We start from the raw sequence: 22,855 nt of genomic DNA, 5'->3' as shown, positions 1-22,855 counted from the left end.
ATCGCCTTCTTTTTTGTTTACTTTTGGCCTCTCACAGAAAGAGCCTTACTTTTTCATCGATAATTCTTTTAAGACAACCGTTGCCAGACAGTCAATGAATTCTTTTTTGGCATTTGGCATTTCCGGTCTGTAATACTTGGCGCCAAGTTCGTCTGCAACAACTTTACATTCATAATCATTATCAAATAAAACCTCTAGATGATCCGCAACGAAACCGACTGGTATATAGACAAACGTGCGGTATCCTTTATGTTCATATAGATCTCTAGTTAAGTCCTGTACATCTGGTCCAAGCCACGGTTCAGGTGTATTTCCCGCACTTTGCCAGCCAATTTCATAGTTTTCAATGCCTGCAGCTTGTGCGATCAGATCTGCGGTTTCCTGAAGCTGATTAGGATATGGATCTCCCGCTGCAATAATCTTTTCAGGCAGGCTGTGGGCAGATACAATTAAAACAGCTTTTTCCCGTTCTTCTGAGGTCATTGATGCATATGTTTCTTTTACTTTTTTCGTCCAGTAATCGATAAATTTAGGCTCTTTATACCAGCTCTCAACAGATGTAATCTCAAGTCCGCCCAGATTTTCTGCTTCCTGCTTTGCCCGGCCATTATATGATTTGATGCTGAAAGTTGAGAAATGAGGGGCAAGCACGATGCTGACGGCTTCTTCAATGCCATCTTCCTTCATTTGCTTCACTGCATCTTCAACAAAAGGCTCAATATGTTTAAGTCCCAGGTACATTTTAAATTGCACTTCATCCTGAACAGCATTTAAATGTTCTTCAAGGGACTTGGCTTGATCCAATGTGATTTTAGCAAGAGGTGAAATGCCGCCAATTGCCTCGTAGCGGTCCTTTAAATCCTGCAGCATTTCAGGAGCAGGCGGACGGCCGTGTCTAATATGTGTGTAATAGCGTTCAATGTCTTCCTCTTTATATGGTGTTCCATATGCCATAACGAGCAGACCCATCGTTTTCTTTGTCATTTTCATACACCTCTTTGGTTAGTTACAAGATCTAGTCTTATTTTGCCATTACTCAGGGCAAGATTCCAAATCAGATGCTCTTCGCGCGCTTGGCAGTTTTTGTATAATCATGAATAAAACCTGTTAATCTTCTGAGAACATCCGGACTGACAGAAGGGAAAACACCATGTCCAAGGTTGAAAATATAACCGTCCTGTTTCATTCCCTGATCAAGAATGGTTTTAGCACGTTCTTCAATCACTTCCCAAGGCGCAAGAAGGATTGCAGGATCCAGATTCCCCATTAACGTTTTTGTAAGTCCCATAGAGCGGGCCTGATCTACCTGCAGTCTCCAATCAAGACCGACTACATCAAGCGGCAGGTCGTGCCATTCATGTACAAGATGACTTGCTCCCACACCAAACATAATCATCGGAACATTTTCTTCCTTCATTGAAGTGAAAATACGTTCCATTACAGGTTTAATAAAGTAACGATAATCCGATTCATTTAATGCTCCGACCCATGAATCAAAAATTTGAATCGCTTTTGCCCCTGCTTTAATTTGAGCCTTCAAGTAAATGATGGTCATGTCTGCAAGCTTGTCCATCAGCGCAAACCATGCTTTCGGCTCTGCATACATAAATGCTTTTGTTTTATTGTAGTTTTTAGACGGTCCGCCTTCAATCATGTAGCTTGCCATTGTAAATGGTGCTCCCGCAAACCCGATTAATGGAACATTCAATTGCTCTGTTGTCAGCAATTTAATCGTATCCAGCACATATGGAATGTCGCTTTCAGGGTCGATTTCGCCAAGCTTTTCAACGTCTGACAGCGATTTAATTGGATTATCTATTACAGGACCAATCCCTGACTTGATTTCTACATCTACCCCAATTGATGGAAGCGGTGTCATGATATCCTTATATAAAATAGCCGCATCTACACCATACTGCTCCACCGGCAATCTCGTGACATATGCACAAAGCTCGGGCTGATGTGTAATCTCAAACAGACTGTACTTTTCTTTAATAGCACGGTACTCAGGCTGCGATCTTCCTGCCTGCCTCATATACCATACGGGAACATGATCTGTTTTTTCACCTCTGCACGCCCTAAGGAATGTATCATTAAACTGCTTTATATCCGTCATAAATCCTCAAATCCACCTTTCTATGTAAAACAAACACGCTATCCTAAGTTTTGCTTCTTACACTATAACTGTTTCAATCTTGCTTGTATAGATTTCAAAATTAAATGTCAAAAAATTGACGTAAACACCGAAATGCGGAGCCGACTGTTCAGCGCAGGCAGACAGATAAGGATCCGACAGAAAAGGCGCTTTTGCCTTTACTGGCGGAGCCGTTCTGGCCGAGGAGCTAGGAGGCGCAGCTAGACAACACCGAAATGCGGAGCCGACTGTTCAGCGCAGGCAGACAGATAAGGATCCGACAGAAAAGGCGCTTTTGCCTTTACTGGCGGAGCCGTTCTGGCCGAGGAGCTAGGAGGCGCAGCTAGACAACACCGAAAAGCGGAGCCGACTGTTCAGACCCGACAGACAGATAAGGATCCGACAGAAAAGGCGCTTTTTGCCTTTACTGGCGGAGCCGTTCTGGCCGAGGAGTTAGGAGGCGCAGCTAGACAGCACCGAAAAGCGGAGCCGACTGTTCAGACTCCGGCAGACAGATAAGAATTCACCGGAAAAGTCCGGTTTTGACTTTTTCGGTGAATTTGTTCTGGCCGAGGGGCTAGGAGGCTGAGCTAGACAGCACCGAAATGCGGAGCCGACTGTTCAGCGCAGGCAGACAGATAAGGATCCGACAGAAAAGGCGCTTTTTGCCTTTACTGGCGGACCCGTTCTGGCCGAGGAGTTAGGAGGCGCAGCTAGACAGCACCGAAAAGCGGAGCCGACTGTTCAGACTCCGGCAGACAGATAAGAATTCACCGGAAAAGTCCGGTTTTGACTTTTTCGGTGAATTTGTTCTGGCCGAGGGGCTAGGAGGCTGAGCTAGACAGCACCGAAAAGCGGAGCCGACTGTTCAGCGCAGGCAGACAGATAAGGATCCGGCAGAAAAGTCCGGTTTTGACTTAACTGCCAGATCCTTCTAGGGCTTAGCGCAAAAACCAGACAGCGTTTCGCAAATTTAAAATCTAACAAAGGCTGAAATACTGCCCGCTATTAAGGAGCCGATGTAAATAGTTTCGGTTTAACAGGTTTTGAGCCTTTCCCTTCTTTTTCGGTTTGCTCATTATAAGGAACAACTTTATAGGAAGCCTCTGAGAAAAGATTAGAATATGGGATTTCATATGAATCTCTTCCTTTAACATAGCCAACAAGCTTGTCCTCATTTCCTATTGTTTCATAAATCCTGTAGACGACACGGTCATCCTCCTGAGCTTCCCAGTTCAGTGTGACGGTGAATAATCCAAGCGGCTTGAATGTATATTTTGCATCAACCTCACCCAGGTTTTTCAGCCTGATTGGTTCTTCCAACTCCTCTACATCTTTTGGAAGGCTGAACGCAGCATCCTGATCCATCGAAGTATTCATCAAGATTTCTTTAAAAAGTCTCGTTGGATAGGAACTGCCATTTGTTAGATGCTGCTCCCGATTTGTCTTATCGTAGCCCATCCAGAGAGCACCTGAGACTTTCGGGGTGTAGCCTACAAACCATGCATCTTTCACAGCCCCTTTTTTATCGACATAAGAGGTTGTTCCTGTTTTTCCAGCAAGCTCACCTTCGTACGAACCTGTCTGTCCTGTTCCGTCTTCAACAACCTCTTGCAGCATCCTTGTCATATTCCAGGCAGTCTGGGAAGAAAAGATCCGCTTCTTTTCTTGTTTTACTTCGCCAATTTTTTTTGACTCACGGTCCTCTATCTTTTTGATAACAAACGGCTCACTATAAACTCCATACTCAGCAAATGATCTGTAGGCATTTGCAAGCTGCAGAGGAGAAACCCCGTCCTTTAATCCGCCGAGGGCAATCGAAAGACCGTTATCTTTTATTGAAAGACCCGACTTCTTGAGGTACTTCTTGCTTTTTGAAATGCCGATTTCATTTAATGCCCATACAGCCGGTGCATTTTTAGAAGCAGCAATGGCGTCATACATGGTTACTTCTTCATCATATTTCAGATCATTATTTTTGGGCTGATACCCGTTATATGAAACCGGTTTGTCCTTAAGAAGAGAATATGGTCCGAATTCGTCTTCCTCCATTGCCGGGGCATATACGGCAAGCGGCTTAAATGTTGAACCCGGCTGTCTTTTAGTATTGACGCGATTAAACCCTTTTTGTGTATAATTTCTGCCTCCGATCGCAGCCAAAACTCCGCCTGTTTTATTATCAAGGAGGACAAATGCTCCTTCTGCATGCTGATCTGTTCCCGGAAAGTATTCTTCTTTTTTGAACAGCTCGTAGGCTGTTTCCTGCATTTCCGTATTTATAGGAACCGTGACTGTATAGCCTCCCCGCATTAATTCTTCATTAGATAAAGCATATCTTTCTTTCGCTTCGTCCATGACCATATCAATGTAGGTTGTAAGCCACGGGGTTTCTGATTCTTCAGAGATGTTTAAACCCAGAGTCTTCCCTTGTGAGCGGACGACTTCTTCAGGTGTCAGATAATTCTGATCGCCCATCAAACTTAAAATCGTATCACGTCGCTCTTTGCTTTTTTCAGGATGAAGAATCGGAGAATAATTCGAAGGTGCTTTTGGGAGACCCGCAAGCATTGCTCCTTCTTCAACCGTCAGATCCTTTGCATCCTTATTGAAGTAATAAAGTGCAGCACTTTGAATGCCGTAAGCACCGTGACCGAAATAAACCTGATTTAAATACATTTCAAGCAGTTTATTCTTACTGTATTTATTTTCAAGACTCATGGCGATGGCAGCTTCTTTTGTTTTTCTTAAAAGAGACTTCTCGTTAGAGAGAAACGTATTTTTTGCAAGCTGCTGAGTAATTGTGCTTCCGCCCTCTACTTTCTGGCCTGCAATCAAATCTTTAGACAAAGCTCTCGTTATAGCCTTCAAATCGATTCCATTATGTTCATAAAATCGTTTATCTTCTACAGCAATAAATGCATTGCGGACATGTGCCGGAATTTCTTTTATCGTGACAGGATCGCGGTTCTGCAAATACAGCTCTGCAACCTCGTTGCCTTTTAAATCCACTAAAGCAGTTGTCGAATCCATAACTAGCTTTTTCTCATCAATTGAATAATCGCCGATCACTAAAATGAGCAGGTAGACTGCAAAAGCAATAATAGCTGTTGAAAGCGCAACAGTTGCTGAAAGGATGATTTTTTTCTGCATATCATCACCTACAATTCGTTTAATTTAGATAAGCTTATTATTGTTAAAAAAAGGAATGAATATGTACAATGGAGGCTGAAAATAGCAATAATTGTGCAATCATTGTTATAATGAAACAAAAAGAGGTGAATGTAAAATGAATTTTTATGTCACATTTGGAACTGCAGACTATTTAGCTAAAACAGTATCTGAACATCAAAATGAAAAAATGCTTCTTATGCAAAATGAGGATAAAGGGATTCTATTACATGAAAGCGATGCGACATCACTTTTTAAGGAGCCTAAAAAATACGAAGTACTTGATGGCGCTGGTGACTTTCAAAAAGGAAGCTATGCTGTGCTGAACAATATCCCTGTATCTGACGAAGGAAAGCCTCTCTTTGAACAGCGCTTCAAAGAACGGGCCAGAATGATTGAAGGCGAGCCGGGATTTGTCGCGATTCGCGTCCTTAGACCTGTAAATGATGATACATATGTCATTCTTACTCTATGGGAAGATGAATCCTCATTTAAAAACTGGCAGCAATCAAAATCCTTTGAACAGGCTCATAAAAAAAGAGGGACAAGCGCAGGCTCGGACCAAAAATCGATTTTCCCAAGACCTTCTTACGTTACAACCTACCATACTGTATCTGAATAAATGAAAAAACTGAACCTTCGCATTGTGCGGGGTTTTTTTTATTTCAAAGATAAGATTTTTGAACACTTCTGTCCTACCGCACCTCCTAAACTCCTCGGTCACACCGGCTCTGCTCTTCGTGTGACAATATTTCCTTGGAAATGACAGCATTCTACTAATATACTGCACCCTATTCTTTATAAAATAACAATCACACCCTGCTATGCCGGTCATAACCTGTATTACAGGAATTTAGGCATATACAGGGGTGATTACTATGGGAGCTGAGTTAACGCTCATACATTGGTTTTATGTGTTTTTTATTATAAGCATCATAGGCTTTATGCTTTTCAGAAGAGATACAACAGTAATCAGTATTATTGGAATCATTATCATTTCATTTGTTGCAAGCCACTCTTTGAGTCATTCAATTACAAGTGTCTTTAACAGCTTCATTTATGCTATTACTGAGCTGCTGCCGACAATTCTTGTTATCTCTATCATTGTTTCAATGAGCAAGATTTTAGAAATAACCGGAATCAATGAATCCATGGTGTCGCCATTTACGAAGATCATTCGCAATCCAACGCTTGCCTACTGGACAATTGGGCTATTAATGATGACGATTTCTTGGTTTTTCTGGCCTTCTCCCGCTGTTGCCCTGATTGGCGCCGTACTGCTTCCTGTTGCCATTAAAGCAGGTCTCCCGGCATTAGGGGCAGCAATGGCCATGAACTTATTCGGCCATGGAATTGCTCTCTCAGGCGACTTTGTCATTCAAGCCGCTCCAAAACTTACTTCAGATGCAGCCGGTCTTCCGATTGGTGATGTAATCAGCGCGTCCATTCCGCTCGTTATTGTGATGGGGGCAGTTACAACCATTACAGCTTATTTCTTCTTAATGAGAGATATGAAGCTTGGAAAGTCTTTCCCATCTCTTACAATGCCAATCTCTGCTGAGAAAAAAACGCAGCTGCTGACGGACAGGATGAAATTGTTAATGGCCATGTTTATCCCCATATTATTTGTGATTGATATTCTTCTAATGGTTAAGCTTAACTTGCAGGGCGGAGATGCAACAGCTTTAATCGGAGGAACTGCACTGGTAATTCTGCTTTCCGTTTGTTTGCTCGCCCATAAAAATGCAAGTCTTGAAAAAACAACCGGATACATGATTGAAGGATTTCAGTTTGGCTTTAAGGTGTTTGGTCCTGTCATTCCGATTGCAGCTTTCTTTTATCTGGGTGATGCAGGATTTATTAAAATTGTCGGGGACTTTTTACCAAATACTTCACAGGGAATAGTCAATGACCTCGGGGTTGCTCTCGCAACTGTTGTTCCATTAACAAAAGAAATTGGGGCAATTACACTGACTGGTGTTGGTGTACTCACAGGTCTTGATGGCTCTGGATTTTCAGGTATATCGCTTGCAGGCTCAATAGCCAGCTTGTTTGCCACAGCAATTGGTACGGGAGCTGCTACTTTAACCGCATTAGGCCAAGTCACAGCCATCTGGGTGGGAGGCGGAACACTCATACCATGGGCGCTGATTCCCGCTGCTGCCATTTGCGGAGTCGATCCATTTGAACTCGCAAGACGAAATATCCTGCCTGTGACAATTGGGCTGATTGTGACAACGATTGTGGCTATGTTTCTTATATAAATAGAAAGAAAAGTGACGTCCCAAGCTCATTTATTCACCAAATCTTAAAAATGTCCCCTCATCCAGAGATAAGATCAGCATATAAATGAGAGGCACTCCCGAAAGAGTGCCTCTTTGAATTGCATCTGAACTGTTTTAAACAGATACGCCGCTTTTTTTGCTTCTTGCAGCAGAAAGAAATTCATTCAGTTTGTCATATACCGCAATCACAAGAATTAAACAAATCAGACCAATGAAATATCCGCCAATTACATCAGATAAAAAATGGGCATTTGTGACAACTCTGCTCATGCCGATCAGCAGCATCAGAATACTCACGGCAGCGTAAAGCCACCTTTTTACAGCTGATGACGCTATTTTCCCTGCAAGCAAATAGATTAAAAATCCATAGAAAATAACACCGACCATCGCATGCCCGCTTGGAAAACTGAAGCCTTCTTCAATGTGCAGCGGTTCAAGAGGTCTTTCACGCCCAAAAAAGCTTTTTAATGCTTTGTTAAGCAGGTCTCCCAGATAAACAGCCAATACAATTAGTAGCGGCTGAAGAATATGCTTATATAAAAGTGCAAGTAATATCGCGGCAAGAGCAAGTATGCTTATGATTCCTGTTTTCGAAGCAAGGAATCCTATACCATCTAAAAAAGACAGCAGGAAATTTGAATTATGAACCCACGAAACGGCCTCAAGCGAAATAGCATCCGCCTGCTTTATAAATGCAGTATCCATTGAAAGAATGATTCCAATTGTAAGAATAAGAAAATATGCAATCAAGTAACCTTTTTTCATTTTTCATCTTTTTCCCCTTCCAAACTTTATTCTTGTAATTTTCAAACAACTTATCTAGAATTTATTGTAATATCTGTTTTATTTTATCTTATTAGTGATTTGATGAATATAAGTCTTTAAAAAAGAAGGGATGAGAAATTTTGTACACTGACATATGTTCAGATTTAGATGCGAGTTATGAAGAAATGGTGGAGATCAGACGCTATCTTCATATGCATCCGGAGGTTTCATTCCAGGAATTCAAAACGGCAGCCTACATCGCCGAGTTTTATCACAAGCTTGGCATTGAAGCCAGAACAGGTGTAGGCGGAAATGGAGTCGTTGCTGTTATAAAAGGTGATTTGCCTGGAAAGACCATTGCTCTCCGCGCCGATTTTGATGCACTTCCTATAGGGGATGAAAAAGATGTTCCTTATAAATCGACTGTCCCGGGTGTAGCACATGCCTGCGGCCACGATGGCCACACTGCATCATTACTTGTACTAGCAAAGATATTACATAAACATAGCAGTACTCTTGAAGGCAGCGTAGTATTTATTCATCAGCATGCTGAAGAATATGCACCGGGCGGAGCGGTTTCCATGATTGAAGATGGCTGCTTAGACGGGGTTGATGTCATCTTCGGAACCCATTTATGGGCAGGAGAACCAACTGGGAAAATTCAATATCGTGTCGGCCCTATCATGGCTGCTGCCGATCGGTTCCAGATTACGATTAATGGAAAAGGCGGACATGGAGCACAGCCTCATAAAACGAAAGATGCAGTTGTCATTGGCTCACAGCTTGTCCTGAACCTGCAGCAGATTGTGAGCAGAAAAGTTGATCCAGTTCATTCAGCGGTCGTATCTGTGGGATCCTTTGTGGCTGAGAATCCTTTTAATGTCATTGCAGATTCAGCGGTGCTGATTGGAACGGTACGTACTTTTGAAGAAGATGTGCGCACTTTGATTGAGAAAGAAATCGAACGTGTGGTCAAAGCTTCCTGCGCCCTTTATGACGCTGACTACGAATATCATTTTGAGAGAGGCTACCCAGCTGTAGTCAATCACCGCGAGGAAACAGAGCAGCTTGCAGAGCTTGCTTCAAAGGTGCCCGGGGTTCAAATTGTCGAAGAAAGCTCAATGCAAATGGGCGGCGAAGACTTTGCTTATTACCTGCAGCATGTTAAAGGCACGTTCTTTTTCACAGGAGCGAAACCAACTTATTCAGAAACAGTTTATCCTCACCATCATCCTAAATTCGATATTGATGAAAAAGCTATGCTGATCGCAGCAAAAACATTAAGTTTGGCATTATTGACTTATCAGTCTGAGCACAAAACTGTTTCGGTTGAGAAATAAATAGTAGAATCCAAAAGAGTGCGATTTTAAAATCGCACTCTTTTTATTTATTCATAATTCGAAGCCGATAACAATTCATTGCCGTTTCACCTAAATGCCGGACAAGGTGATAGTTCGCTACACCGCCGACAACAGCGCCGATTCCCGGCATGATCTGCAGCAATTTGACAAGGTCAATGTGATCTCTGTATTCCTGCTGAAAGGTTTGCCAGTCAATCTCTTTCAGTTCATTTTTTCTTTTGTCCCAGCTTTCAATCAGCTCGAACGTATTCCTTCGATGTTCATCACTGGAATAAGCCAATTGAAAGACATAGAGTAAAAACAATCTCTCTTCATATTGTTTAGGGTCAAACCCGTATAAAGTCGCAATTTCAAATAAGCACTTCATTTTAATGCCAAGGAGTAAAGGAAAATCAGCAGCCGACCCCAAAATTCCGCCGGCCCCGGTTCCTGCTCCTTCTACAGCAGCAGTCTTTTGAAAGGTGCCGATTGTTTGCCTGACTTTCTTTTCTTTTTCTTCAAGTGACAGTCCTTCCAGCTTCTTTTCGTTTGTTGTGAGGTTTGATCCGGCAAGTGTTGCCTGCACCATCTTTTTAATGCTCTCCGTAATGATTGCATGGACTTTTTCCGGAATATGCTCATTAATCTTCGTTTGTGTTTTTTTAGAAACACGTTCTAGCATGGAAGACTTTCTCAGCAATTTCTTTTTCCACTGAAATAGATCCTCTTCCAGCTGTTTTTCATAAATCATCTGCATCAGCTGCCTTTACCCTAGAATACGCTGGCATCCATTTTCACCAGCCTTAATTTCACATAAAGATAAACAAACCCATAAGCAAAAATAAATCCGGCTGCAAAGAGAATCAGAGCAGGAATGATATTCCCCGAAATCAGAGCGATCAGAGTTAATATCACGTGCTGGCTTACAATCATGATAAACAGAAGTTTAAGGAATTTTGCTTTTTTAAACTGTGGCTGAACCGGATATAAGTCCGGCAGAGCAAGCATGTCGTAATGCTTATAAAGACCGATCATTTGAATCCCGGTTAAATAGAGAACAAGGATTGCTATCGCGAGCACACTAAACTGATTTGTCGGGATAATATAGAGAACGATTCCCCCGATTATTGTCAGACGCAAAAAGATGCCCAGATAATCATTGGAACGAAAGAATGCCCTTGTATATAAATAACTGTACATGCTTTCCTGTTTATATTTCACAAACGCAAGCAGACCGTCTAAATACTTTCTGCGCTTTGCTTTTTTCTTAAGCTTTGGAACATCTGTAAAGAGGTTTGCAATTCTATAGAATGACTGCTTTTTCTCAAGCTCCAGGTCTATCAGCTTCTCCCATTTAACTCCTTTTGCTTTTGTGGCTTTTTGAAAATAAATGTAGAGCACTGCCATTACTCCATACATAATGAATACATAAATATAGGCTTTTGACAGCAAAAAGAAAATGGTTAATCCATTTATTGCGAGTCGGACAATAAAATCATATATTTTGGCTGACGGCTCAGTATAAAAGGATATTCGGAAATTCAGCATTAAATTCCAGCCTTTTACAAGGAGGATTTGAATGCAGATAATCAGGAAGTCTGTTCCGGTTAAGCTCTCAGCCCTGAACAGCATGGGTGAAAGCACTAATGCTGCGATCAAAAACACATACAGCTGACTAAAAAAACTGTATACAAGAGCTTTTTGAAAATAGCCGGCCATATTTTCTTCCAGAGGCAAAAGAAAAACTAAATCAGGTTCTTTTAAGAGCGTCCGGACACTCGATGCCGTAATGATCAGAGCAAATACAGCCGTCATAATCGCAAGTACCGGAAAGTCATCAGGCATTGTTTTCAGCCATTCCTGATAAGATAGAGCACCGCCTGCTCCCAAAAATACAAGAACAAAAATTAAATGGTCGTTAAACATATATTTTGTATAGGACTGCACTTCTTTTAGATGAGCCTCTAATCGGGTTTTCCAAATCTGATCAATGCTGCTCATTTTGATCTTCCTTCGTGAGCTGGATATACAAATCATCAAGCGTTGCGTCCCTCATTCCAAACTCCGACCGGAGCTCCTCAAGCGACCCTTTTGCTCTGATTTTTCCATTATGTAGAATAATAAACGCATCACAGTAGCGTTCAGCTGTTGCTAAAATATGTGTTGACATTAAAATTCCCGCTCCGTCTTTTTTCGCTTTGTTCATCATCTCAAGCAGAGCATTGATTGCAAGCGGATCCAATCCGACAAATGGCTCGTCAATAATGTACAGCTCAGGCTCAACTAAAAACGCACACATAATCATAACTTTTTGCTTCATGCCTTTTGAAAAATGACTTGGGAACCATTTTAGTCTTTTTTCCATTCTGAATTCAGACAATAATGGGTGAAGACGCTGTTTAAACGTTTCCTGACTTAGTCCATACGCCATCGCCGTAAGCTCCAAGTGCTCATAAAGCGTTAATTCCTCATAAAGAATCGGTGTTTCAGGAATAAATGAAAATTGGCTGCGGTATTCAGTCGGCTGCTGGTGAAAGGAAATGCCGTTAATGGAAATTTCACCTTTATGCGGCTCCATTAACCCGATCACATGACGGATTGTTGTGCTTTTTCCGGCTCCGTTTAAACCAATCAAACCGACAATTTGGTGCTTTTCAATTTCAAATGATATATCTTTTAAGACAGGATTACGTGTGTATCCTCCTGTCAGGTGATTTACTTTTAATAAGCTCATGTTTTCGTCCCTTCACCGTTTTCTTTTATTTTAACAAATCACGTGACACTTTTGCTAATTTACAATGCATAATCAATTCTTTTCCGGACATCATAATGAGTGTAGAGGAAAGCAGCTGTCACAGACATTCATTTCAAATGAGGTGTGTGTTAAAGACAGTTTATGTTAAGGAATCCATGAGTAAGTTAACATTGATAAAATGATGATCAATTTCCATTTCGAGATGAGGTGTCTACGGGCCGTTACTTTTAGTAATAGATGCTCATATATAAATTCATTTTGTGAATGAGGTGTTCGTCAAAGACCGTTTACTGATTTGTTAAGAGTTTATCCTTTATGTGATTTTCTTAACTAGGGGATGGTTGCTTTGAACAATGTTTAACAACGATTATTCACTCTTTTTTTCCTTCATTTCCTAGCAAATGAGGGAGATGACAAAGAGTTTTGCGAGCCTTAAATTTTAAGCTGCGCCAGTTTGCTTCCTCTGCAGGACAGGATGATCTTTTTGATCATCCTGTTTCTTATTTAGGAAAGAGAAAGGGTTTGCACAAAGATGGCAGAGTATGGCCTAACTCCTCGGCCGGAACGGATCCGCCATCCCTGCACAAAAAGGCGCTTGCACTTTTCTTAAGTGATTTTATCCCTCAATTATTTATGGTAAAATACGGTTAAGTTCAGTTTATAATGAGAAAGGGATGAAACATGATGAGCGGATGTATTTTCTGCAAAATTGTGAACGGTGAGATTCCGAGCGCAAAGGTTTTTGAAAACGAACATGTGGTTGCTTTTCTGGATATTAGTCAAGTAACAAAAGGACATACACTAGTTATTCCAAAAATACATAAAGAAAATATTTACGAGCTTACTCCGGATATTGCACGAAATCTTTTTGAAGTCGTTCCAAAAATTGCGAATTCCATAAAAAAACAATTCGAGCCTATCGGCATGAATATTCTTAATAATAACGGCGAAAAAGCTGGACAATCTGTGTTTCACTATCATATTCACCTGATTCCCCGCTATGGAAAGGGCGATGGTTTTGGCGCTGTCTGGAAAACGCATACAGAAGAATATACACCAGAAGACTTAAAGCAAATCGCATCATCCATTCAGGAAGACTTGCTCTAACCCCCGCATAATGCGGGTTTTTTTGTTGATTGTAATATTTTTTTAAAATTCCGACTCCAACCCCCTTTTTCATGTTAGGATAATAAAAAGTATTTAATCATGCAACGCGACAAAGTAAGGAGTGTCATTTTCCCATGAAAAGAACGTATAACTTTAACGCAGGGCCAGCAGCAATACCTCTTGCTGTTTTGGAGAAAGCGCAAAGCGAACTTGTTGATTTTAACGGAACAGGCATGTCAGTCATGGAACTGAGCCACAGAAGCAAACCTTATGAAGAAGTTCACAACCGAGCAGCCTCTTTATTGAGAGAACTGATGGAAATCCCTGAGGATTATGAAGTACTATTTCTTCAAGGCGGGGCAAGCCTTCAGTTTGCCATGATTCCGATGAACTTTTTAAAAGACGGGGCTTCTGCCCATTTCATCATGAGCGGAGTCTGGTCTGAAAAAGCACAATCAGAAGCAGGCAAACTCGGAAGCACGACTATCCTTGCAACAAGTAAAGAAGATCGTTATACATATATTCCGGAAAGCTTTGAGGATCCTGAAGAAGGAAGCTATGTACACTTAACCTCAAACAATACGATCTACGGCACGCAGTGGGAAAAATTCCCTTCAACAAAACTGCCTTTAATTGCTGACATGTCAAGCGACATCATGAGCAGGGAAATTGACGTCAGCCGATTCTCGCTTATTTATGCCGGTGCTCAAAAAAACCTTGGCCCTTCAGGTGTTACAGTCGTAATAGTAAAAAAAGAAATGCTTGAGAATGCAAATGAGGGTATCCCTGCTATTTTGAAGTACAGCACTCATTCAAAGCAGAATTCCCTATACAATACACCTCCTACATTTGCAATCTACATGCTTTCCCTTGTTCTGGAGTGGATGCAGGATAATGGCGGTTTAAAAGCGATTGAAGAGCTGAATAAGAAGAAAGCAAGTCTGCTTTATTCGTGCATCGACCAAAGCGGCGGCTTCTATAAGGGACACGCTGAAAAGGATAGCCGATCAGCAATGAATGTTACATTTACTCTTAAAGATGAAAATTTAACGAAGGCTTTTCTAAAAGAATCCATTGAAAAAGGCTTTTCAGGTCTTGCCGGACACCGGTCAATTGGGGGCTGCAGGGCTTCCATTTATAATGCTGTGCCGTTAGAAGCGTGCGAAGCACTTGCTGAATTCATGGCTGAATTCCAGAAAAAGCACGAATAATTATTTTTACAAGGTCTGAAATACCTGATATACTATTTTGTAAGTTCTTCTGCAATAAGACATAGGTCATTATTGGGGAGTTCAAAAATAAGAGCTTAGTCTGAGGAGAGTTGAGAAATGAATACAAAAGTTTTAGTCGTTTTATCTTTATTTGTCGCAATGGGACTGGCATTGCACAGTATTATCCCGCCATTTTTCAGTGGGATGAAGCCAGATATGATGCTCACTATGATGTTCTTAGGCATCCTGCTGTTCCCTCACATTCGCAATGTGTTTTTACTTGGAGCTGTTACTGGTGTCTTGTCCGGTTTAACAACTGGTTTTCCAGGCGGACTTCTGCCGAATGTCATTGATAAATTTGTGACTGCATTTGTTTTTTATCTTTTAGTTATTTTCATTAAGAAATTTGCTGCATCCACTGCTGGAGCAGGAATTCTGACAGCAGTCGGAACACTTATTTCCGGTACTGTATTCCTGACAGCCGCATTATTCATTGTCGGTCTTCCGGGCGGTGCAGGATTTATGGCATTATTCATAGCAGTTGTCTTGCCGACAGTTGCCCTTAATACTATCGCAATGGTTTTCATTTATCCGATTGTACAGACTATATTAAAGCGTTCTAACATCGCTGTTGAATAACATATAAGAAAACCCGATCCTAGCCGGTCGGGTTTTTTGTGAAAATCTATGAAAATGAAGCCTATTGGAAAGAATAGAATAAAATGCCGAGCATCAGAGCAAGTACGCCGCCTCCCGCAAGCACAGCAGCTTTTTGGTGAACAACATGTTTTGGCGGATAGGATGCTGATTGCTGCGCTAGTTTGAGGTAATGAAAAGCACCTATGAAACAAAGCAAGCTTATGGCGAAAAATAGAAAGATGACACCAGCCAAGCTCCTCCCCCCTTTTACTCATATCTATGCACAGGCATCATAAGCTATGAATAAAACAACGTTTATCTATCCTGACAAAGGGTACTTATATAAGAAGGACTTTCCTGTTCATTTCTTGAAAAGTACATACTATTATACTCAAATGGAGTGATACCTATGGCAAAAGGAAAATCATTAATGGCTGGTCTTTTAGTTGGGAGCGTTATTGGAGGGTTAGCAACAATCCTATCCGCTCCATCTTCCGGAAAAGATTTGCGCAGCCAGCTAAAGCAAAATAAACAAAAACTCGAAAATATTTTAATTCAGCTGAAAGATGACAGTGTATCACTAAAAGATCAAGTGGTGAAAACAGCTAAAGAAAGTGCTGCAGTCCTAAAAGATGTAACAGCGGATCTCCAAAAATCAATTGAGACTTGGCAAGAAGAAATTGAGCCTCATAAAAATGAACTTCAAAAAGAAATTAATGAAATCGAACAGAAAATTAAAGAATTAGAGCAAACATTAAACAAATAGAATATTTTTGTAGACAAAGCAATTAACTTGTACGAGCGGCAGATTTCATCACATGCCGCTCTTTTTTTTTACCTGAAAATGCAACGCTTTTCCTAAGTTTTTAAGATTTATTTAAAAATTTCGTAAATTTAATCTTTATTAATCTTTATTTTATTGGCATAATAGAATATAAGAGCAAAAGAGAAAAAGTAGGTGACTGGGGATGAAACGTAACGAACAGGATTATTCTATAAAAGAAGCGCTTTTATTCAGCCAAAGAATCGCGCAGCTCAGCAAAGCTTTGTGGAAATCCATCGAAAAAGACTGGCAGCAATGGATTAAGCCCTATGATTTGAATATCAATGAGCATCATATCTTATGGATTGCTTATCATTTAAAGGGTGCTTCTATTTCAGAGATTGCTAAATTTGGAGTGATGCATGTATCGACTGCATTCAACTTTTCAAAAAAGCTTGAAGAGAGGGGCTATCTTGAGTTTTCGAAAAAGCAGAATGACAAACGCAATACGTACATTCAGCTGACGGAACGAGGAGAGGAAATACTGCTGAAGCTTTTAGAAGATTATGATCCAAGCAGAAACGCTGTCTTTAAAGGCGCTCTGCCGCTACAAAACCTATATGGGAAATTTCCTGAAATTATGGAAATGATGTGTATCATACGAAACATATACGGAGATGACTTTATGGAGATCTTCGAACATTCTTTTACGAATATCGAGAAAGAATTTGTTGAGGAAAACAGGAAGCTCAAAAAACGGGAAGATCCTGCTGCTGAAACGGCTTCAGCTATTTCCGAATAATTTTTTTGAATTCTGTCATCAGCGGCACATACATTCCCTGCTTATGTAAGGCAAGAATCGTATCATCAACTGAAAGCTTATGATTCAGCTGTCCGGCGAAAAGAGTAAGGAGGCTCATGTAATCGAGGAGTCCTTGCTCTTTTTGTTCTGCAAGCATTTGCTCAAGTTCCGCGCAAATGCGATGAATGTCCTCAATTTCTTCAGCAGATAAACCTGTTTTCATGACCGACAGATAAAAAGGGTATTTCTCCGCGTCAGCCATCTGCACAAGCAACCTCTGGTAGTACTCCAAATTTGCCATTCTTTTTTCCAAGGATTCCACTAAGGTTCACTTCTTTCATTCTTCTTCGTTTATTTATTTTAAATCATTCTTCTCTTTTTCGAAAGTTTCTTATTTTGTAAAACTTTACTTATTTTATTTAAAACGCTTACACGCAAAATTTCATATTGCTTTTTCCAACTTAACATCGTAAAGTATGTAGGGACTTGATCCATCATGCTCCTGCATGAACATTTATAACTTTCGGACGGTGATTTAAATGAATTGCTGGAAAACCATTAATCTTTCAAAAGATTATGGATTCCATAGACTTTTTATAGTCTCTGTATTAATAATGATGATTACCTTTATTAGCATATATTTACCTCTTGTGGTCTTTTTTCCTTCTATCCAATTAAAAGAAGATTACTTTTTCTTATTGCTGCTGTTTATCGCAGGCATCGTGCCATGTCACAAACTGCTTCATGCCCTGCCTTTGTGGATGTCCGGATACCGCGTATCACTTAAACTGAAGTTCCAGTCTTTCATGCCGATTCTTTTTTTGAAAACAAACTGCAATGTAAGTAAAGCCAATATGCTGCTCTCTCTTATTACACCTTTTATAGTTGTCACTGCATTTATGACTGCAGGACTGATTCAATTTCCTTCTTATTTGCACTACTTTTGTTTAGGAATTGCCTTTCATACCGGGTTGTGTATCACTGATTTCATTTTTTTAAGCCAGCTTTCTAAAGCTCCGAAAGCCTGTTTCATTGAAGAAGCCGATGAAAGCTTTGAAATTTTATTTCAGAAATAAAAGAAATTCTGGCCATATGATTAAGCAGTTTTTTAGCATGAAGATAAAATGCTTTATAAATAAGAAAAGCCTCTCTTTTTAGAGAAGCTTTTCTTTTGCTATTTATTAGGAGTCATCGCTATCTTTTTCATCATTTTTTTGGTAATGTAATATGTATCAGTGAGGAGAGGGGGAATCTCATATGATAGCATTTTTCATTTTGTTTGCCGTGTTCATTTTATTCTATATAAATAAATTGACCAATACGCTGTGCCTGGTCCGAGAGATTCCTGAAGACCGACAAACAAAAGTATTCAGGACAATCAACGTCCTGATTACCATTTTATTAGTTTCTTCTTACATAGAAATCTTATTTACTTAGATTTCACCATTATAAAAAGCTGTATGCAATCATTAGCACACAGCTTATACAATCATAGCTGACAGATTTACCTGTCAGCTATGTTTATTTTGGCTTACAGCCAAGCTGCACCAACAATGATCAATAAGATGAACAAAACAACGATTAACGCGAAGCCTCCAGCGTATCCTCCCATAATGACACCTCCTTTATGCGTCGGTAAGGTATTCTATGCACGATCATCATGTAACGAATAGGCATATATCATTTGTTTTAGGCAAATCTTTTTTAAAAAAACTAAAGGCCTTATTGCTTCCTAGCAAATATAAGCAGCACCAATAATGATCAACAAAATAAACAGAACAACAAGTAATGCAAAACCGTTTGAATATCCTCCACCCATGTTAAAACCTCCCTTATCGGCGTTCCATACATCATATGGACGGTTTCCCATTTTGACCTAGACGAATGCCCTGATTACTCTAGTCCTATTGCAAAACTTTTTAGTTCATGGCACAATGTGGTAGTGTTCCAATTATTAGGCAGTCTTTAAATTTAACAGAAGTAGGAGTTGTATCAGATGAAAAGATTTGCTCTTGCATTAGCAGCAGCATCAAGTGTTTTGGCGCTAGGCGCATGCAGTAATAATGACAGCGGTTCCGAGGTCATTGCTGAAACAAAAGCAGGCAATGTAACGAAAGATGAATTTTATGAAGCTATGAAAGACCGCTTCGGAAAAGATGTTTTAACAGAGCTTGTACATGAAAGAGTTTTAAGCAAAGAATACAAAGTTTCTGACGAAGAAGTAAATAAAGAAATTGACAATTTAACTCAGCAATACGGCCCACAATTTGAAGCAGTCATTCAGCAGCAAGGTGAAAAGACTGTTAAAGATATGGTAAAAGTCGACCTGCTTCGCAAAAAAGCAGCTGAAAAAGAAGTCAAAGTAACAGAAGAAGATACAAAACAATACTATGAAAGCCTAAAAGGCAAAGTACAAGCAAGCCACATCCTCGTTGAAGATGAAAAAACAGCAAAAGAAATCAAAGCCCGTCTTGATAAAGGCGAAAAGTTTGAAGATTTAGCGAAGGAAGCTTCTAAAGATCCATCTGGACAAAACGGCGGAGATTTAGGCTGGTTCGGCGAAGGACAAATGGTGCCTGAATTCGAAAAAGCAGCATTTGCACTTAAAGAAGGCGAAGTAAGCGCGCCTGTAAAATCTGAATTTGGCTATCACATCATTAAAGTGACAAAAACGGTGAAGCCATATGAAGAAATGAAAAAAGAACTTGAAGCAGATGTAAAAAAACAAAAAACAAGTCAGCCTGATGCTGTTCAGGGAGCATTGGACAAAGCTCTTAAAGAAGCAGACGTTCAGGTTAAAGACAAAGAATTAGAAGATACATTCAAAGCACCTGCAGCTCCTGCAGAGCCTGCTGAAGGAAAATAACAAGCAAACTCCCCCATATAAAAAATGGGGGAGTTTTTCACATTTCATCATCCTGATTTTTTCTTCGAATCTCACGTTCCTTAAGCATTCTTTCAATATATACATTACCCTCTTGTTCTATATAGGCTTCCTCAACAATTTTCTCTTTCCTTGTTGTTGAAAAAGCCATGTAACCGCTGTATAAAATCCCAAGTATGCAGAGGTAAACCCACCACGGCAGCAAGATCATTCCCGCTTCCCCCTTTTCATTGACAAGCCCTTTACTGCACTATATGAGGATCTCGATCCATTTATACATGATTTTTATAAGATGAAAAGAGAACTTGTTATGATTCTTGGATGCTATAAATCGGGATAGTCAGTTTCCGAAGCATTTCAGAGACCTTTTAACTTAATTCCGAGACTTTCACGCTTTATTCTGAGACTTTCACACTTTTTTCCGAGACTTCCACACTTTTTTCCGACTTTCACACTTAATTCCGAGACTTCCACACTTTATTCTGAGGCTTCCACACTTTTTTCCGACTTTCACACTTAATTCTGAGACTTTACACTTAATTCCGAGACTTCCATACTTTTTTCCGAGACTTTCACGCTTTTTTCCGAGACTTTCACACTTTATTCTGAGACTTTCACACTTTTTTCCGAGACTTCCACACTTTTTTCCGATTTCCGAATTTCCGAGACTTCCCATTTTTATTTCTAGACTTCAAGCTATATTCCGATTGATCAATAACAGCTGAAAAAGCCTTTCTTCAAAGAAGAAAGACTCTCAAAATTAGTTATGAAATGTTGGTTTGTAAAACGACCGATTATCAAGTGCAAAAACACGTTCCGTATACTCGCCGGGCTTCACCCGCTCTAATGCACGGTCAAGCATGTTCATTTTCGCATCGAGATTATCAATATAATGAAGAATTTCGGCTTCTTTGATCAGCGGCGGTTTAGGGCTTCCCCACTCTGCTTTGCCATGATGACTGAGGACAAGGTGCTGAAGGATCACGATTTCTTCTCCCTCAATGCCTAAATGTTCTGCTGCTTTGGCAATTTCATTTACCATGATGGAAATATGGCCGATCAGGTTTCCCTCGACTGTATAAGTTGTGCCGATCGGACCTGACAGCTCAGTTACCTTCCCGAGGTCATGCAGAATGACTCCTGCATAAAGCAAATCTGTATCAAGACTTGGATATAAAGCTGCAATGGACTTTGCTAAATCAAGCATTGAAACAACATGATAAGCTAATCCAGATACAAATTCGTGATGATTTTTTGTTGCAGCCGGATATTCAAGGAATTCACTTTGATGCTTTTTCATGAGATATCTTGTCACACGCTGTATGTTAGGGTTTTTCATTTCGAAAATATATTGTGTTACTTTTTCCATCATTTCTTCTTGTCCAACAGGAGCTGTTTCAAGAAAATCAGAAACTTTTACGTTATCCGTGTTTGAGGCAGTTCGGATATTGCGGATCTTCAACTGATTTCGTCCACGGTAGTGATGAATATCGCCATATATCTTTACAATGCTTTGTGAACTGTAGGACACCTCATCATCTGGTCCTGCATCCCATAGCTTTGCTTCAATCTCCCCTGATTGATCTTGGAGAATCAATGTTAAAAATGGTTTTCCGTTACTGGCTATTCCTTTAGTCGATGATTTAACGAGCAGAAAAACATCCGCTTGCTCGCCTACCTCGTAATGATTAATTCCTTTTGTCATCATTAAAATGGTCCCTCCCAAATTGCCTCAGTATCCTGAGTATAGCATAAATTTTGTCTATTCTTCCTGCCTGCAGCTAGGCTGAGACATCAGCTTGCTGTCTTCTTGAAATCCAAATCTTAGTTGAAATAAGTGCAGCAAGCATGACCGCAGCACCAATATAATAAGGAAGATTGATTTGATACTCAAATACGTAGCCCGCTAAAATAGGACCCGCAACATTCCCAAGACTCATAAAAGAATTATTAAGCCCCATCACCATACCTTGCTTGCTTCCTGCTAATTTTGAGATAAACGTATTTAAGGAAGGTCTCAAAATAGAATTCCCCAGAAAGAAGACAGAGGTTGTCAATAAGACCGTTGCGAAGGAGTTTGCAAATGTCATAATCACAAATCCAAATGCACTCAACAAAAGAGCAGAGGTGACAACCCGTTCATCGCCGAATTTAGCCACAAGCCTTCCAACTGCTGCTCCTTGTGTGATTGTTCCAACAATCCCTGTTATAAGGATAATCAAACCGACTTCCTGAGGTCCATAACCGAAGCGCTCTAATGTATAGAAGCCAAAGATCGCCTGAAAAATCGTTAATGCGAAACTCATCATAAAGACAAGAATCAGTAAAAAGCCAACAGGGCTTTGAAGGGCTTTTTTGATTAGAATAAACTGATTTTCGCGTTTTTTATTTTCAGCAGCAGTCTTTTGCATCGCTTCTTGTGACAGAGACTCAGGCAAAACGAAGATTGATACAATTCCTGCCAGTGATGCCGCAATACCCGCAAAAAGAAACGGAAAAGAAAGACTGAATTCAGAAAGCCAGCCGCCGATCCCCGGGCCAACTACAATACCAAGACCCATTGCGGCGCCCAAATACCCCATACCCTGTCCGCGTTTTTCAGGTGTTGTTACATCAGAAACGTATGCCATTGCACTCGGCATAATCGCCGCACCGAATATACCTGCAATTATCCTTGATAAAAACAGCATCCATAAATCCGTTGCAAAAGCGAAAATAAACTCAGCTAATGCGAATCCAAACAAACCAAGTGTTATCAACGGTTTTCGGCCAATTCTGTCAGATAACCGCCCCCATATCGGGGCGAAAAAAAACTGCATGAGTGCAAATACAGCAACCAGAAATCCAAGCGTTGCTGCATCTGCTCCGAATTTTTCAACATAAAACGGCAGAATCGGGATGACTAAGCCTATGCCCACCATAATAATAAATAAGTTAAAGCTCAGTAAAAAAAGAGGTTTGCCCAAAGGCTTTTTCTCATGTTTATTTTGCTGCATTATGTA

At 40.4% G+C, this 22,855-nt stretch carries 26 protein-coding genes; 12 read left to right on the top strand and 14 right to left on the bottom strand.

Translation table 11 applies throughout. The features are described from left to right. Positions 1–45: 45 nt before the first annotated feature. From hemH to QLQ22_RS05130, 3 genes are all read right to left on the bottom strand, one after another. The gene (gene hemH / locus QLQ22_RS05140) at positions 46–984 is read right to left on the bottom strand and encodes a ferrochelatase (RefSeq protein ID WP_223440185.1); all 939 of its coding nucleotides are present in this window, start codon (positions 982–984) and stop codon (positions 46–48) included. Between the two features lie 70 nt (positions 985–1,054). After that, the gene (gene hemE, locus QLQ22_RS05135) at positions 1,055–2,116 is read right to left on the bottom strand and encodes a uroporphyrinogen decarboxylase (RefSeq protein ID WP_252208155.1); all 1,062 of its coding nucleotides are present in this window, start codon (positions 2,114–2,116) and stop codon (positions 1,055–1,057) included. A 1,026-nt stretch (positions 2,117–3,142) separates the two neighbouring features. Beyond that, on the bottom strand, positions 3,143–5,284 hold the full coding sequence (locus QLQ22_RS05130; RefSeq protein WP_284016137.1) for a transglycosylase domain-containing protein: 2,142 nt from the start codon (positions 5,282–5,284) through the stop codon (positions 3,143–3,145). 136 nt (positions 5,285–5,420) lie between these two features. On the opposite strand from QLQ22_RS05130, the gene QLQ22_RS05125 reads away from it, so the two are divergent. After that, the gene (locus QLQ22_RS05125; protein ID WP_284016136.1) at positions 5,421–5,924 is read left to right on the top strand and encodes an antibiotic biosynthesis monooxygenase family protein; all 504 of its coding nucleotides are present in this window, start codon (positions 5,421–5,423) and stop codon (positions 5,922–5,924) included. Positions 5,925–6,180: 256 nt separating this feature from the next. Next, the gene (locus tag QLQ22_RS05120; protein ID WP_284016135.1) at positions 6,181–7,566 is read left to right on the top strand and encodes a hypothetical protein; all 1,386 of its coding nucleotides are present in this window, start codon (positions 6,181–6,183) and stop codon (positions 7,564–7,566) included. Positions 7,567–7,701: 135 nt separating this feature from the next. On the opposite strand, the gene QLQ22_RS05115 is transcribed toward QLQ22_RS05120, so the two are convergent. Next, positions 7,702–8,352 carry a phosphatase PAP2 family protein gene (locus QLQ22_RS05115; protein ID WP_223440179.1) on the bottom strand — a complete coding sequence of 217 codons (651 nt, stop codon included), beginning with the start codon at positions 8,350–8,352 and terminating at the stop codon, positions 7,702–7,704. A gap of 185 nt (positions 8,353–8,537) precedes the next feature. Here QLQ22_RS05115 and QLQ22_RS05110 point away from each other — a divergent pair, with 185 nt between their 5' ends. Beyond that, positions 8,538–9,692 carry an amidohydrolase gene (locus tag QLQ22_RS05110; RefSeq protein ID WP_284016745.1) on the top strand — a complete coding sequence of 385 codons (1,155 nt, stop codon included), beginning with the start codon at positions 8,538–8,540 and terminating at the stop codon, positions 9,690–9,692. A gap of 43 nt (positions 9,693–9,735) precedes the next feature. Here the strand turns inward: QLQ22_RS05110 and QLQ22_RS05105 are convergent, their stop codons facing one another. From QLQ22_RS05105 to QLQ22_RS05095, 3 genes are read right to left on the bottom strand one after another with little or no spacing between them, the layout of a single operon-like run. Then, positions 9,736–10,449, bottom strand: coding sequence for an EcsC family protein (locus QLQ22_RS05105; protein WP_338037018.1), 714 nt, complete (start codon positions 10,447–10,449; stop codon positions 9,736–9,738). A gap of 14 nt (positions 10,450–10,463) precedes the next feature. Beyond that, a complete protein-coding gene (locus QLQ22_RS05100) occupies positions 10,464–11,693 on the bottom strand; it encodes an ABC transporter permease (RefSeq protein ID WP_284016134.1) in 1,230 nt (409 codons plus the stop codon). Beyond that, positions 11,680–12,426, bottom strand: a complete 747-nt coding sequence (locus QLQ22_RS05095; protein WP_223440177.1) for an ABC transporter ATP-binding protein — start codon at positions 12,424–12,426, stop codon at positions 11,680–11,682. Before QLQ22_RS05095 ends, QLQ22_RS05100 begins: the two co-directional genes overlap by 14 nt. A 444-nt stretch (positions 12,427–12,870) precedes the next feature. Here QLQ22_RS05095 and QLQ22_RS05090 point away from each other — a divergent pair, with 444 nt between their 5' ends. The 4 genes from QLQ22_RS05090 to QLQ22_RS05075 all read left to right on the top strand — a co-directional run bounded on the left by QLQ22_RS05090 (position 12,871) and on the right by QLQ22_RS05075 (position 15,404). Next, complete coding sequence (locus QLQ22_RS05090) at positions 12,871–13,098, top strand: hypothetical protein (protein WP_223440176.1); 228 nt, start codon at positions 12,871–12,873, stop codon at positions 13,096–13,098. Between the two features lie 33 nt (positions 13,099–13,131). Beyond that, complete coding sequence (locus QLQ22_RS05085) at positions 13,132–13,554, top strand: HIT family protein (RefSeq protein WP_223440175.1); 423 nt, start codon at positions 13,132–13,134, stop codon at positions 13,552–13,554. Between the two features lie 134 nt (positions 13,555–13,688). After that, positions 13,689–14,765, top strand: coding sequence for a 3-phosphoserine/phosphohydroxythreonine transaminase (gene serC / locus QLQ22_RS05080; RefSeq protein WP_284016133.1), 1,077 nt, complete (start codon positions 13,689–13,691; stop codon positions 14,763–14,765). A 117-nt stretch (positions 14,766–14,882) separates the two neighbouring features. Next, positions 14,883–15,404: a tryptophan transporter gene (locus QLQ22_RS05075; protein WP_284016132.1), complete on the top strand. Its 522-nt coding sequence runs from the start codon at positions 14,883–14,885 to the stop codon at positions 15,402–15,404. Positions 15,405–15,465: 61 nt separating this feature from the next. On the opposite strand, the gene yhzF is transcribed toward QLQ22_RS05075, so the two are convergent. Then, a complete protein-coding gene (yhzF, locus tag QLQ22_RS05070; RefSeq protein WP_223440172.1) occupies positions 15,466–15,657 on the bottom strand; it encodes a membrane protein YhzF in 192 nt (63 codons plus the stop codon). Between the two features lie 156 nt (positions 15,658–15,813). Here yhzF and QLQ22_RS05065 point away from each other — a divergent pair, with 156 nt between their 5' ends. Both QLQ22_RS05065 and QLQ22_RS05060 read left to right on the top strand, forming a co-directional pair. Further along, the gene (locus QLQ22_RS05065) at positions 15,814–16,170 is read left to right on the top strand and encodes a YtxH domain-containing protein (RefSeq protein WP_223440171.1); all 357 of its coding nucleotides are present in this window, start codon (positions 15,814–15,816) and stop codon (positions 16,168–16,170) included. A 202-nt stretch (positions 16,171–16,372) separates the two neighbouring features. Further along, positions 16,373–16,969 (top strand): HTH-type transcriptional regulator Hpr, encoded by a 597-nt coding sequence (locus tag QLQ22_RS05060; RefSeq protein ID WP_223440170.1) that lies wholly within the window; start codon positions 16,373–16,375, stop codon positions 16,967–16,969. Here QLQ22_RS05060 and QLQ22_RS05055 read toward each other — a convergent pair. Continuing rightward, the gene (locus tag QLQ22_RS05055) at positions 16,956–17,231 is read right to left on the bottom strand and encodes a DUF1878 family protein (RefSeq protein WP_420828825.1); all 276 of its coding nucleotides are present in this window, start codon (positions 17,229–17,231) and stop codon (positions 16,956–16,958) included. The two genes, QLQ22_RS05060 and QLQ22_RS05055, sit on opposite strands and share 14 nt — an antisense overlap. Positions 17,232–17,508: 277 nt before the next feature. Between QLQ22_RS05055 and QLQ22_RS05050 the strand changes: the two genes are divergently transcribed. Both QLQ22_RS05050 and QLQ22_RS05045 read left to right on the top strand, forming a co-directional pair. Continuing rightward, complete coding sequence (locus tag QLQ22_RS05050) at positions 17,509–18,045, top strand: DUF3267 domain-containing protein (protein WP_223440168.1); 537 nt, start codon at positions 17,509–17,511, stop codon at positions 18,043–18,045. Positions 18,046–18,226: 181 nt separating this feature from the next. Beyond that, positions 18,227–18,406 (top strand): hypothetical protein, encoded by a 180-nt coding sequence (locus QLQ22_RS05045; protein ID WP_070879396.1) that lies wholly within the window; start codon positions 18,227–18,229, stop codon positions 18,404–18,406. A gap of 94 nt (positions 18,407–18,500) precedes the next feature. Here the strand turns inward: QLQ22_RS05045 and QLQ22_RS05040 are convergent, their stop codons facing one another. Both QLQ22_RS05040 and QLQ22_RS05035 read right to left on the bottom strand, forming a co-directional pair. Next, positions 18,501–18,581 (bottom strand): YjcZ family sporulation protein, encoded by an 81-nt coding sequence (locus QLQ22_RS05040; protein ID WP_101567585.1) that lies wholly within the window; start codon positions 18,579–18,581, stop codon positions 18,501–18,503. Between the two features lie 120 nt (positions 18,582–18,701). Next, positions 18,702–18,788 carry a YjcZ family sporulation protein gene (locus tag QLQ22_RS05035; protein ID WP_223443178.1) on the bottom strand — a complete coding sequence of 29 codons (87 nt, stop codon included), beginning with the start codon at positions 18,786–18,788 and terminating at the stop codon, positions 18,702–18,704. Positions 18,789–18,965: 177 nt separating this feature from the next. Here QLQ22_RS05035 and QLQ22_RS05030 point away from each other — a divergent pair, with 177 nt between their 5' ends. Continuing rightward, positions 18,966–19,835 carry a peptidylprolyl isomerase gene (locus QLQ22_RS05030; protein ID WP_223440167.1) on the top strand — a complete coding sequence of 290 codons (870 nt, stop codon included), beginning with the start codon at positions 18,966–18,968 and terminating at the stop codon, positions 19,833–19,835. Between the two features lie 37 nt (positions 19,836–19,872). Here the strand turns inward: QLQ22_RS05030 and QLQ22_RS05025 are convergent, their stop codons facing one another. From QLQ22_RS05025 to QLQ22_RS05015, 3 genes are all read right to left on the bottom strand, one after another. Further along, a complete protein-coding gene (locus QLQ22_RS05025) occupies positions 19,873–20,064 on the bottom strand; it encodes a sporulation YhaL family protein (protein ID WP_223440166.1) in 192 nt (63 codons plus the stop codon). Positions 20,065–20,613: 549 nt separating this feature from the next. Beyond that, positions 20,614–21,558, bottom strand: coding sequence for a 3'-5' exoribonuclease YhaM (gene yhaM / locus QLQ22_RS05020; protein WP_223443175.1), 945 nt, complete (start codon positions 21,556–21,558; stop codon positions 20,614–20,616). 76 nt (positions 21,559–21,634) lie between these two features. Next, entirely contained in the window at positions 21,635–22,849 is a 1,215-nt protein-coding gene (locus QLQ22_RS05015) for an MFS transporter (protein ID WP_284016131.1), read from the bottom strand. Positions 22,850–22,855 lie beyond the last annotated feature (6 nt).

Source organism: Metabacillus hrfriensis (assembly GCF_030127205.1).
Taxonomy (GTDB): Bacteria; Bacillota; Bacilli; order Bacillales; family Bacillaceae; genus Bacillus_P; species Bacillus_P dongyingensis.
Note: the sequence above shows the minus strand (reverse complement) of the source record. Positions and strands in the feature narration are given on the sequence as shown.